Raw genomic sequence first — 11,755 nt, 5'->3', positions numbered from 1 at the left:
TTTCCAGGGGTGCCGGGTCGAGCGGTGCGGGACTGCGGCAGGCTCACGAGAGCCGCACCCGTGGGTCGATCACGGCATAGAGCAGATCCACGAGCAGGTTGGCCATGACGATGAAGAAGGCGCCGAACAGCGTGACGCCCAGGATGATCGGCAGGTCCTTGACGTTCACCGCGTCGATGCTGAGCCGGCCGATGCCCGGGAGGCTGAAGACGCTCTCGGTGAGGATCGCGCCGCCGAGCAGGCCGCCCAGGTCCAGGCCGAAGATCGTGACGATGGGGGTCAGCACGGAGCGCATCGCGTGCTTGCCGATCACGACCCGCTCCTTGAGGCCCTTGGCGCGGGCCGTGCGGACGTAGTCCTCGCTCATCGTCTCGAGCATCTGCGCGCGGGTGAGGCGGGTGTACTGGGCGGCGAAGAGCAGCGCGAGGGTGACCCAGGCCAGGAAGAGCTTGTTGGCCCAGCCGGCGGGGTCGTCCTTGAAGTTGACGTACTCACCGCCCTCGAAGATGGGCCAGGTGTGCACGAACAGCTGCTGGGCGACCAGACCGGTGAAGTAGATGGGCAGTGAGACACCGGCGAGCGCGATGATCATCGCTGTGCGGTCCGCGATCGAGCCGCGTCTCAGTGCGGATATGACGCCACCGGCGACGCCGAAGAGCAGCCAGATGACGGCGGCCCCGAGGGCGAGGGAGATGGTGACGGGGAGCCGGTCGATCAGCAGCGGCCACACCTCGCGGTCGGTGCGGAAGGAGTAGCCGAAGCAGGGGGCGGAGCAGTGGGTGACGCTCGGGCCGTTGTTGTAGTCGCGCCCGGCGACGATGCCCTTCAGGAAACGGCCGTACTGGACGTAGATCGGCTTGTCGAGGCCGAGCTTGATCCGGGTCGCCTCGACGTCGCGCGGGGTCGCCGACTTACCGACGTACATCTGGGCGGGATCGGCGCCAGCGGCCTTCGGGATCGCGAAGAAGATCAGGAAGGTGACGGCCGAAACGGCCACGAGCAGCGCAACTGCCACAACCAGGCGGCGCAGGATGTAATTGATCACGTGTGCGGCCTGACGCCGGCCGGCGCGACGGGGTTCCCGTCTCACCGGCCGGCGCCGTGGCCTTCACCTGCCTTCTTTCCTCGGAAGGGCGGGTTACCGGCTTACTGGCATTGCTCGGTCAGGTACGACCAGGTCAGCTGGAGACGCCCAGGCTGGCGAAGTCGTACATGCCGTAGTACTCCGTGACGAACACGTTCGTCAGGCGGGGGTTGCGGTAGTTCAGGGCCTTGTCGTACACGAACGGCACCATGACGGCCTCGTCCATGACGATCTTGTTGATCTTGCCCCAGATGTCCGCGGCGGCCTTCGGGTCGGTCGCGGCCTTCGCCTCGTCGATCAGCTTGTTGACCTCGGGGTTGTCGAGCTCGGCGTAGTTGTTGTTACCCGACTGGGAGATCGTGCGGCCGTCGACCAGGATCGACAGGAAGCCGTAACCGGTCGGGAAGTCCGCGCCCCAGCCGGCCATCATCAGGCCGTAGCCCTTGGCCTTGACGTTCGACGGCGCGCCGATGGTGGAGCGGAAGTACAGCGAGGCGTCGGTCGGGTCGAGACGGGCGTTGATGCCGACGTTCTTCAGCGCGGCCTGCAGCGCCTCGGCGGTCTTCGGCTCCTTGCCGGCGTTACGGGTGGCGATGACGGTGTCGAAGCCGTCCTTCTTGCCGCACAGCGCCAGCTCTTCCTTGGCCTTGTCGATCTGCGGCTTGCCCGACTTGGTGTTGTACGGGTCGAGCGCCGGGTCGTGGCCCGCGATGTTCGGCGGCAGCATGTTGATCGCGACGTCGCCACCGGCCTCGGCACCACCACGAGCGGTCTGCATCGTGATCTTGTCCGTGGCGTACTGCACGGCCTTGCGGCAGTGGATGTTGTCGAACGGCGGGACCTTGGTGCTGATCGAGAAGTAGCGGATGAAGCCGGTGGTCGGCGTGTCCGCGTTGGCCTTCTTGGTCGCGTCGAGCAGGATCTTCGGCTGCGCACCCTGCTGGACGCCGGTCTGCGCGGTGTCGATGTCCTGGTCGCCGCTCAGCAGCTGGTTGTCGATCTCCTCGACGGCCGTGCCGATGGTCAGGTCGATCTGGTCCGGCAGCGCCTTACGGATGGTGTCCGTCTTCGGGTCCCAGTTCTCGTTGCGGACCAGGACGGCCTTCTTGCCCGGGTCGTACGACTGGAACTTGTACGGGCCGGTCGAGACGGGCTTGTCACCGTACTTGTCGCCGGTGTCCTTGGCCTTCTGGACCGGGCCGGCACCGGGCATGGCGAGCAGGTAGCTGAAGTCCGACAGCGCTTCCTTCAGCTTGAAGACGATCGTGGTGTCGTCCGGGGTCTCGACGGACTTCAGGCCCAGCTTGTCCGGGTCGGTGTCCTTGTACGGGCCGGGGTACTTCTGGCCCTGGTCCAGCACGTCGACGAGGTAGGTCGGGCCGCCGGACAGCACGTCCTGCGCGAAGACCCGCTCGATGCCGTACTTGACGTCCTTCGAGGTGATCGGCGAGCCGTCCTCGAACTTCACGCCGGCCTTGAGCTTGAAGGTGTACGTCTTGCCGCCGTCGGTGATCTCCGGCAGCTTCTCGGCCAGGTCGGGCTCGAGCTTCAGGCCGTCCTCGCCGGGCTTCGACGCGTTGGTGAGGAGGGTCCGGACGTAGTAACCCTTCTGGAAGTTCCACACCCACGCGTAGTACGCGCGGACCGGGTCGAACGAGTCCGGGTCGGAGTGGTTGACGAGCTTGAGCGTGCCGCCCTTCTTGTCGGAAGGGTTGACGACGCCCTTGGTGGCGGCGTTGAAGCCGGTCACACCCGCGGTGCTCTCGCCCGTGCTGGGCGTCTTGTCGTCGCCGCCCGACCCACAGGCGGACAACACCAGGGCGACAGCGGCCGAACCGGCCACCAATGCCCCTGTCCTCATTCTCACTAGGTTTCCCTCCTTGTTTGGCGCGACCCGCCGAGGGACGGGCCGTCCGAGCTGTGCTGCTGTGCGAGCGGAGATCGGGGTGGCACGGTACGGATCCCTGGTGTGGGACCCGGTCCGGCCGGGATGGCGGGAGCCGGTGGCGGGGTTACCGGTTGGCCTTGGGGTCGAGCGCGTCGCGCAGCCCGTCGCCGAACAGGTTGAACGCGAGGACCATGATGAAGATCGCGAGGCCCGGCACGAACATGTAGACCGGGTCGTAGGTGTAGTAGTTCACCGCGTCGGACAGCAGGCGGCCCCACGAGGGGGTGGGGGGCAGCACGCCGACGCCGAGGAAGGACAGCGACGCCTCGAACACGATGTTGGTCGGGATGACCAGCGTCGAGTACACGAGGATGGGCGCGACCAGGTTGGGCAGCAGCTCCCGGAACAGGATCCGGGTCGGGCCGGCGCCGACGCTGCGGGCGGCCTCGACGAACTCCCGTTCTCGCAGCGAAAGGGTCTGCCCGCGCACGATACGGCCGATGTACGGCCAGCTGAAGAACGCGATGACGCCGACGACGACGCCGATGCGCCACGCGGTGGTGCCGGGCACGACGGAGATCAGCGCGATCGAGAACAGCAGGTACGGGAAGGCGAGGATCAGGTCCATCAGGCGGCTGATCATGCTGTCCACGAAACCGCCGAAGTAGCCGGCGCTGATGCCGAGCACGACGCCCAGCATCACGGCGACGACGGTGGCGGACAGTGCGACCAGCAGCGAGACCCGTGCGCCGTAGATGATCTGCGAGAACATGTCGCGGCCGGTGACCGGCTGGACGCCGAGCAGGAACTCCTTGCTGATGCCGCCCCAGGTGCCCGGCTCCGGGATGCCGCCGAGGCTCGGGTTGATCTTGTCCTGGTGGTACTCGTTGATCGGGTGGCCCCAGACCTTGTTGATCAGCGGCGCGAAGATCGCGACGAGCACGAGGAACACGATGATGCCGGCACCGGTGAGGGCGACCTTGTCGCGCTTCAGCCGGGTCCAGGCGATCTGACCGAGCGACCTGCCCTCGATGGCCTTGGCGGGGACACCGGATGGCGTGCTGGTCGCCTCTTCGACACTCGGCACCTGCGCGTCGCTCTTGGACGTGACGGGTCCCATAGTCATGGGCGTGGTGCCCCTCTCCCCGGCCGCTTGCCCGCCTTGCGCAGCCGCCAGCGATGGCCGTCGCAGCATGGGAACGCGCGTCGGCCAGACCGGGGCCCGTGGCAGTCAGCAGCCGATCGGCTGTGTCTTCGTGGACTCCTGGTGCCCTATCCGCAGGTTCGGTCCACGGGCAGAGCGGGCACGAAGCCGACTTGGTGTGTCGCCTCCGTTGAGGGAACCCTGTCGCTCGTTCGGCCGATCGTCAAGGGTCACCCCCCGTCCTGTAACCAAGTCCACGCCGGGCCGTGATGAGGGCGTGATCCTAGCTCAGGGACTTTTGGATCATACACCCCTGAATCGGGTGAATTACCGGCTCAGGGTAACGGTGCGATCACACTGCGTCGCGGACGAACCGCGCGCGACGGGAGGCATGGGGGTCATCTATCACTTTACTTGATCGTTTCACTTTTAACAGTACCGTCCGGACGCGCGTCGCCGATCACGGAGCGTAGTCAGAGATCGATGTCCACCACGACCGGGGCGTGGTCCGAGGGGCCCTTGCCCTTGCGCGCCTCGCGGTCGATGTAGGCCGCCTTGACCGCCTCGGCGACCGGCGGGCTCGCGTAGAACAGGTCGATCCGCATGCCTTTGTCCTGATGGAACATCCCGGCCCGGTAGTCCCAGTAGGTGAAGGGGTTCGGCCCCTTCATCGGCGCCGGCACGACGTCGCGCAGCCCGGCGGCCCGTAGCGCGGCGAGCGCCTCGCGCTCCGGCGCCGTCACGTGGGTCGATCCGGCGAAGGCCCGCGGGTCGAAGACGTCGGCGTCGGTCGGCGCGACGTTGAAGTCCCCGCACACCACCAGCCGGTCGGTGCCGGCCAGCTCACCGGCGACGCGGGTGCGCAGCGCCTCGAGCCAGCGCAGCTTGTACCCGTAATGCGCCGACTCCGGCGTGCGGCCGTTCGGCACGTACACCGACCACACCCGCACCCCGCCGCACGTGGCGGAGACCGCCCGGGCCTCGATCCGGGGCGTCTCGAACAGCCCCTCCTCGCCGGTCGGCTCGCCGGCCCAGCCGGGGTCGCCCTCCAGGCCGCGCACGACGTCGTCCAGGCCGACCCGCGACAGCAGGGCCACCCCGTTCCAGCGGCCCTCGCCGTGCGCGGCGGTGGCGTAACCGAGCGCGGCGACCTCCTCGGCGGGGAAGCCGTCGGCGCCCACCTTGGTCTCCTGCAGGCAGAGCACGTCGGGGCCGGCCAGCTCGAGCCACTCGAGCAGCCGGGGGAGCCGGGCCTTGACCGAGTTCACGTTCCAGGTCGCGAGTCTCACCCGTCCCACAATGCCGCAACTCGATGCGATCGTCAGGCTCTTACTGGCTGCCCCACCGCAAGCGGCGGGTCCCGCCGGGGGGATTCTCTCCCCCGGAGCCCCCCAATGCGCCGCAAGCGGCGCACTCAAGCTCTTGCTGGCTGCCCCACCGCAAGCGGCGGGTCCCGCCGGGGGGATTCTCTCCCTCGGGGCCCCCCAATGCGCCGCAAGCGGCGCACTCAAGCTCTTGCTGGCTGCCCCACCGCAAGCGGCGGGTCCCGCCGGGGGGATTCTCTCCCCCGGGGCCCCCCAATGCGCCGCAAGCGGCGCACTCAAGCTGATTCGCGCTTGACGAGCTCCGTGGGCAGCAGCAGCACCGGCTCGATCTGCTCGCCGGCGGTGAGGCGCAGCACCTGCCGGGCAACGGTGCGCCCGATGTCGGTGATCGGCTGGCGGACCGTGGTGAGCGGCGGCTCGGTGTCGCGGGCGAACTCCATGTCGTCGAACCCGACGACCGCCACGTCGTCGGGCACCCGGCGGCCGTGCTGGCGCAGGGCGCGCAGCGCCCCGTCGGCCATCGCGTCGGAGGCGGCGAACACGGCGTCGAGCTGGGGGTCGTCGGCGAGCAGCTGACTCATCGCCAGGGCGCCGGACTGCCGGGTGAAGTCGCCGACCGCCACGATCGAGCGGCGGCTGGCGTCCTGCATGGCCGAGCGGTACCCCTTGAGCCGGTCGATGCCGGCGCTCATGTCCTGCGGTCCGGCGATCGTGGCGACCCGGCGGCGGCCGGTGTCCAGCAGGTGGTGCACCGCCGCGCGGGCGGCGTCCTCGTTGTCGACGTCGACGTAGGGCACCTGCGACTGGGTCAGCAGCCGGCCGTTGCAGACCACCGGCACGCCGGCGCGGCTCAGGCGCTCCGGCAGCGGGTCGGCGCCGTGCATGGAGAAGATGATCGCCCCGTCGACGTGGCCGCCGGTCGCGTAGCGCTCGACCCGGTCGTGGCTCGGCCCGGACGGCCCGACCATCATCAGCACGAGCTGCTTGTCGGCGGCCTCCAGCTCCAGGCTGACCCCGCGGATGACGGCGGCGAAGAAGGGATCGTCGGAGAACACCCGGCTGGTCGTCTCCGACGCGACGAGCGCGATCGAGTCGGTGCGCTGGGTGACCAGGCTACGGGCGGCCTGGTTGGGCACGTAGCCGAGGGCGTCGACGGCGTTGAGGACCTTGTCGCGGATGTGCGGCGCGACGGAGGTCGAGCCGTTGACCACGCGGGAGGCGGTCGCTCGGGAGACCCCGGCGCGCTGTGCGACGTTTTCCAGCGTGGGCCTGTCGCGCCCCGACATCACCATGTGCGCTTTCCCCCATATCTGTCTGCCGGACTCATCATGACTGAAGCCGCCCGATGGTATGGCGCACAAAAAGGGACGGGCGACGAAGCATGCCGCTCCGCCGCCCGTCGCACCCTCACACCGGTTACACCCTGATCACGATTCGCCTGGACGATCGGCTGGTCACCCTGGCCGCCAATCGGCCTGAGAGCGCTCTCAAGACACGATTCAGAGTGGCTCATGACTAGCGTATTGTCAATCGTGAAACCCCCTGAAAGCGCTCTCTGGAATATGTTGTCGGAAACGCCAAATGCCTATGCCGCCTGGCGCCGCCGGCAAGCTTCGACGTGTGCGGCCACAACCGCGGTGGTGTTGGAACGCACACAGGCGTCGGCGCCGGCCTCCAGCACGTCGACAACCTCCTGGTGATCGCTGTACGGGCTGAGCACCACCACGATCGCCGAGGCGGGATGGCGCAGGCAGGCGGCGGTCACCGCTCTTGGTCCGGGGTCGTCCAGCACGACGATGTCCGGCTGGCGCACCACCGGCTCGTGCGTCGGACGCCGCAGGACCGTCCAGTCCTGGGGCAGGTACCGGGTGATGTCGGCGAAGCGGGTGTCGCCGGCGGCGAGCAGCACGGTGACGTGGTCAAGGTCGGAGGCGGAGCGCGGCAGCGTCAAGATGTCCATGGCTCATTTATCGCGCCCCGGCCTGCCATTGGGCTCGACGCGGGCTGCGAAGAACCTGGCAGCCGGCCCCCGCCCCCGCGCGCGGCGCCTGGCCCGCGGGCGCCGGGCCGTGAAAGGCTGATGCGGTGATCGTCTGGATCAATGGCCCCTTCGGTGTCGGCAAGACGACCCTGACGAAGGAACTGTGCCGGCGGGACCGGCGGGTGCGCGCGTTCGACCCGGAGCGCATCGGCTGGGTCCTCAAACGCACCGTGGGGCTGCTGCGCCCCGGCGACTACCAGGACCTGCCGGCCTGGCGCTCGGCCACCGTCACCGCCGCTGCCTGGCAGGCCCGCGGCGCCGACCCGCTCATCGTGCCCATGACCGTGCTGCGCGCCCCCGTCCTGCGCGAGCTCCTCGACGGCCTGCGCGGCCGCGGCCACGAGGTGCGCCATCTGCTGCTGGACGTGTCCGCCCCGGTGCTCATCGAGCGCGTCGAGAGCGACGAGGACGACGCCCCGCAGATCTGGCGCCTCGACCAGCTCGGCGCCTACCTCACCGCCCGGCACGACCTGCGCCGCGTCGACGCGGTCCTGGACACCGACGACCTCGACGAGGCCGAGGTCGCCGACGAGGCAGAGGCCATCATCGCCGCCTGGCGGACCCCCGCCTGACCGCCCGGTCACCCCGCCGGTGGGGCGGAGTCCTCGATCGCCTGGCGGAACACCCTGGAGCGGTGGGCGTAGTTGTCGAAGCGGCCGTAGCTCGGGGCCGCCGGGGACATCAGCACCACCCCGCCGGCCGGGGTCACCTTGCGGGCCAGGGCGACCGCGTCGACCAGGCTGTCGGAGACGTACGTCGTGACCAGCGGCAGGTCCTCCAGCAGGGAGACCAGCCGGGCGCCGCTGTCCGGCATGCCGATCACGGTCGTCGGGACCGTCGCGGCCGCGAAGTGGGCGCGCAGCGGGGTGTAGTCCACACCGCGGTCCTCGCCGCCGAGCAGGACGGTCAGCGGGCGGTCCCGGAAGGCCTCGATGGCGTGGATCGCCGCCTGCGGGATGGTGGAGAGCGAGTCGTCGACGAACGTGAGCCCCGACGGGTCCTCGATGCGCTCCAGGCGGTGCGGCAGCCCGGCGAACGCGCCGAGGGCCGCCTCCAGGGCCGGCGCGGCGGCCGCCACGTCGATGCCGTAGGCACGCAGCACGCCGAGGGCGACGCACAGGTTGGCCTCGTTGTGCGCGCCGAGCAGGCGCAGCGCCGAGCGGGGGAACAGCGGCTCGGCGCCGAGCCGGAACACGCCGTCGCGGATGTGGAACGAGTCCTCGCCGCCGACGACGTGCAGGGGCAGGCCGGGGTGGCGGCGCGCCAGCTCGTCGAGGACCGTGGTGGCGCCGGCGTGCACGACGACCGCGGCCGGGCCGTTGGCGACCAGGTTGAGCTTGACCCGGTAGTACTCGTCCTCGCCGCCGGTCCAGTCCAGGTGCTCCGGGAACAGCGAGGTCACCGCGGCGACGCGGGGCGAGTCGTCCAGGTCGGCGCACTGGTATGCCGACAGCTCCAGCACGTAGGCGGGCGCTGGCGGCAGGTCGAGCACCGGGATGCCGATGTTGCCGCCGAGCTCGTTGGGCTGGCCGGCGGCGGCGAGCAGATGACTGACCAGGCTGCTCGTCGTGCTCTTGCCCTTGCTGCCGGTGATGCCGACGGTACGGTCGCGGTGCGCGGCCATCCACAGCGCGGTGCCCCCGGTGACCCGGCTGCCGGCCGCGCGGAGCTGGACCATCCACGGGTGGGTCTGCGCGACACCGGGGGAGCGCACGACCACGTCGGCGGCGCGCAGCGCGTCGAACGCGGCGGGGCCGGTGTGCAGCGGGGCGAGCGCGGCGAGCTCCGGCGACCAGTCCTTGGTGAGGAAGTTCTGCCGGTCGTCGACGGCGACCAGCGACGCGGGCCCGACCGGCGCGATCGCGCGGACGGCGGCGACGCCCTCCCGGCCGGTGCCCCAGACGGCGACGCGCCGGCCGCGCAGGTCAGCGAGCTGCACCGAGACCCTCCAGGGCGGCGAGGTAGACCGGCGGGACCAGGTTGGGTCCGTCGCCGCGGAACGTGGCCTCGACCTCGGCGTCCGGCGGCAGGGTCGCCTCCGCCACCAGCGCCGCGACGATGCGGGTGTCCTTCCACTCGTCCTGGCCGGCGAGCAGGCGCAGGGCGACGAGGGACTCCTCGATCTCGCCCACGCACTCGAACGGCTTGTGCGCGGTGAGGCCCATCAGCTCCCGGTACCCCGGCAGCTGCGTCTCGTCGGCGAAGATGTCGGTGCCGAAGATCTTGAGCAGGCGCTCGCGGCCGGTGAACGGGGCCATGGCGAGGAAGACGAAGCGGCACTTCGGGCAGTGCCCGCACCACCGCTCGGTCGCGTCACGCTGCTTGAACGCGGCGTTGCAGCTGGTCACCACCGCGTCGTAGGCGGTGAACTTCGCGAACAGCGCCGCGATGTGCAGCTCCGACAGGCCGCGCAGCAGCGAGAAGTACGCCTCCTGCAGGCCGGCGTGGGCGAGCAGTGCGTCGCGCAGGTGCGCCTCGGCGGGCAGGCCCTTGGACCACTGGTGGTTGATGTCGCGGCCGAGCCAGTTGAGGTTGGGCACCGACGCCGAGGCCTCGTTGGACATGACGACCGGCCCGAGGCCGTGCATGAGTGAGGCGGCGACCGCGATCAGCGAGTTGATCGCCGTCACCGGGATGTGGCCGTTGTACGCGCCGCTCGCGTTGAGCTCGCGCATCCGCGGGTCGAGGGTGCGGCGCGCGAAGCGGGTCGGCTGCGGCGACACGGCGCACACGGCGCGGATGATCGGGTTGGGGTTGACCGCGAACAGCACCGGGTCGAGCCCGGCGCGCTGCAGCGCCTCCATCGTGACGATCGAGTCCTTGCCGCCGCCGACCGCGGCGAGGGGCGGCCCCGACGGCTCGTGCACGACGGCGGGCGGCTCCGCGAACGGGCCCGGGACGACGTCGAGGTCCAGCACGTACTCCAGCCGGTTCTGGTACGCGAACTCGCCGAGTCCCTCGCGGTAGAGCGCGGTGACCCACGGCAGTGCCTTCTCGGCGAGGGGGAAACCGAGCTCCACGCGCTTCGGCGCGGCGATCTTGTAGTAGGAGGTCGAGGCCGCGACGTAGAGCAGGTCGAGGACCCGGTCGAGCGCGGGGTGCAGCACCGACGGCGGGCCGAAGTCGACGGTCTCGGTGAGCACGAGGTCACCGAGCGCGTAGTGGAAGCGGGCGACGCCGGTCGACGGGTCGAACTCCCGACCGGGGAAGCGCAGCGCTTCGACGTTCACGCAAGATCTCCTGACTTTCGCGACGCGGACCGGGCAATGGTAACCGCCGCCGGTCATTGCGGGAGTCGCAAGACCAACGTGCCCGACCTGCCCTGTGGTGCCCTGCCCGTCACTGAGCGCGAGCGGGGCAGCCGTCGATGGCGGATGTCCGTACGCTCGGCCCCATGCGTACGCAGCGACGGTCGATGGCCGCACCGCTGCCGGCGATGACGCTCCGTGAGTTCCGTGAGGTGACCAGGCAAGCCGTGGCGGGCCAGCCGTGCCGCGGCCGGACGCACAGACATGGGGGCTGCACACGTGGGACCGATCCATTCCGGTGAGCCGGAACATCCCGTGACCGGCAGGGCCAGGGTGCCGATGCCACCCGGCGGGGACGAGCCGCCGACCGGCCGGGCGTCCGTGCCCGGCGCCGCCCCGCCACCGGCCCGCGGCGCCGCGCGGCCCGTCGTGCCCGGTGCCGCGGTGCCACCGGCGCGTGGTGCGGCAGCGCCACCGGCGCGCGGGGCGGCGGCGCCCGCGGTGCGTGCCTCGGCGCGGGTCGGCGGGCCGCCGGCCGAGATCCCGCCGGACTCCGACGGGGGCAGGCCGTCGCCGGGTGCCCGTGCGAAGCGGCGCCGCCGGCGCAACGTCATCATCGCCTCGATCGCCGCGTTCATCATGCTCACCGGCATCGGCCTGGTGACCGGCACGTACTACTTCGACCAGGTGGAGCTGCCAGAGAACCTGACCCTGGAGCAGTCCACGTCGATCTACTACGCCGACGGCCCGCTGATGGCGCGCATCGGCAGCAAGAACCGCACGCTCGTCACGTACGAGGAGATCCCGCTGCACGTGCAGCACGCCGTCGTCGCGGCGGAGGACAACTCCTTCTACACCAACGACGGCGTCGACTACTGGGGCGTCGCCCGGGCCGCGTGGAACAACGTCACCGGCGGCGACCGGCAGGGCGCCTCGACGATCAGCCAGCAGTACGCGCGGAAGTGGGCCGAGCTGGAGGGCGTCACCTACGGCCGGAAGCTGCGCGAGGCCGTCATCGCGCTGAA

10 protein-coding genes are annotated in these 11,755 nt (G+C 70.3%); 2 read left to right on the top strand and 8 right to left on the bottom strand.

Going from position 1 to position 11,755, the window contains the following annotated elements; genetic code table 11:
* Window positions 1-43: 43 nt before the first annotated feature.
* The 6 genes from AB0H83_RS48065 to AB0H83_RS48040 all read right to left on the bottom strand — a co-directional run bounded on the left by AB0H83_RS48065 (window position 44) and on the right by AB0H83_RS48040 (window position 7,401).
* Window positions 44-1,045: an ABC transporter permease gene (locus AB0H83_RS48065; RefSeq protein ID WP_360109416.1), complete on the bottom strand. Its 1,002-nt coding sequence runs from the start codon at window positions 1,043-1,045 to the stop codon at window positions 44-46.
* 133 nt (window positions 1,046-1,178) lie between these two features.
* Complete coding sequence (locus AB0H83_RS48060; protein WP_360109458.1) at window positions 1,179-2,945, bottom strand: ABC transporter substrate-binding protein; 1,767 nt, start codon at window positions 2,943-2,945, stop codon at window positions 1,179-1,181.
* 151 nt (window positions 2,946-3,096) lie between these two features.
* Entirely contained in the window at window positions 3,097-4,098 is a 1,002-nt protein-coding gene (locus AB0H83_RS48055) for an ABC transporter permease (RefSeq protein ID WP_360109413.1), read from the bottom strand.
* 491 nt (window positions 4,099-4,589) lie between these two features.
* A complete protein-coding gene (locus AB0H83_RS48050) occupies window positions 4,590-5,405 on the bottom strand; it encodes an exodeoxyribonuclease III (RefSeq protein WP_360109410.1) in 816 nt (271 codons plus the stop codon).
* 311 nt (window positions 5,406-5,716) lie between these two features.
* Entirely contained in the window at window positions 5,717-6,727 is a 1,011-nt protein-coding gene (locus AB0H83_RS48045; RefSeq protein WP_360109455.1) for a LacI family DNA-binding transcriptional regulator, read from the bottom strand.
* A 299-nt stretch (window positions 6,728-7,026) separates the two neighbouring features.
* On the bottom strand, window positions 7,027-7,401 hold the full coding sequence (locus tag AB0H83_RS48040; RefSeq protein ID WP_360109407.1) for a hypothetical protein: 375 nt from the start codon (window positions 7,399-7,401) through the stop codon (window positions 7,027-7,029).
* 125 nt (window positions 7,402-7,526) lie between these two features.
* On the opposite strand from AB0H83_RS48040, the gene AB0H83_RS48035 reads away from it, so the two are divergent.
* The gene (locus AB0H83_RS48035; protein ID WP_360109404.1) at window positions 7,527-8,054 is read left to right on the top strand and encodes an AAA family ATPase; all 528 of its coding nucleotides are present in this window, start codon (window positions 7,527-7,529) and stop codon (window positions 8,052-8,054) included.
* A gap of 8 nt (window positions 8,055-8,062) precedes the next feature.
* Here the strand turns inward: AB0H83_RS48035 and murD are convergent, their stop codons facing one another.
* Together murD and AB0H83_RS48025 are read right to left on the bottom strand one after the other, a co-directional pair.
* Window positions 8,063-9,421: a UDP-N-acetylmuramoyl-L-alanine--D-glutamate ligase gene (gene murD, locus AB0H83_RS48030; protein WP_360109401.1), complete on the bottom strand. Its 1,359-nt coding sequence runs from the start codon at window positions 9,419-9,421 to the stop codon at window positions 8,063-8,065.
* Entirely contained in the window at window positions 9,408-10,712 is a 1,305-nt protein-coding gene (locus AB0H83_RS48025) for a hypothetical protein (RefSeq protein ID WP_360109398.1), read from the bottom strand. The genes murD and AB0H83_RS48025 overlap by 14 nt, the downstream gene beginning before the upstream one ends.
* A 357-nt stretch (window positions 10,713-11,069) precedes the next feature.
* Between AB0H83_RS48025 and AB0H83_RS48020 the strand changes: the two genes are divergently transcribed.
* Window positions 11,070-11,755, top strand: a 686-nt coding sequence (locus AB0H83_RS48020) for a biosynthetic peptidoglycan transglycosylase (protein WP_360109395.1), incomplete at its 3' end; no start/stop codon positions are given.

The sequence above is a fragment of the Dactylosporangium sp. NPDC050688 genome (assembly GCF_040654515.1).
Lineage (GTDB): Bacteria > Actinomycetota > Actinomycetes > Mycobacteriales > Micromonosporaceae > Dactylosporangium.
Note: the sequence above shows the minus strand (reverse complement) of the source record. Positions and strands in the feature narration are given on the sequence as shown.

Excerpts from the sequence above, each read along its gene's own strand:
- AB0H83_RS48040 (WP_360109407.1), bottom strand. The coding sequence starts at position 7,401 with ATGGACATCTTGACGCTGCCGCGCTCCGCCTCCGACCTTGACCACGTC.
- AB0H83_RS48060 (WP_360109458.1), bottom strand. The coding sequence starts at position 2,945 with ATGAGGACAGGGGCATTGGTGGCCGGTTCGGCCGCTGTCGCCCTGGTG.
- AB0H83_RS48045 (WP_360109455.1), bottom strand. The coding sequence starts at position 6,727 with ATGTCGGGGCGCGACAGGCCCACGCTGGAAAACGTCGCACAGCGCGCC.
- AB0H83_RS48055 (WP_360109413.1), bottom strand. The coding sequence starts at position 4,098 with ATGACTATGGGACCCGTCACGTCCAAGAGCGACGCGCAGGTGCCGAGT.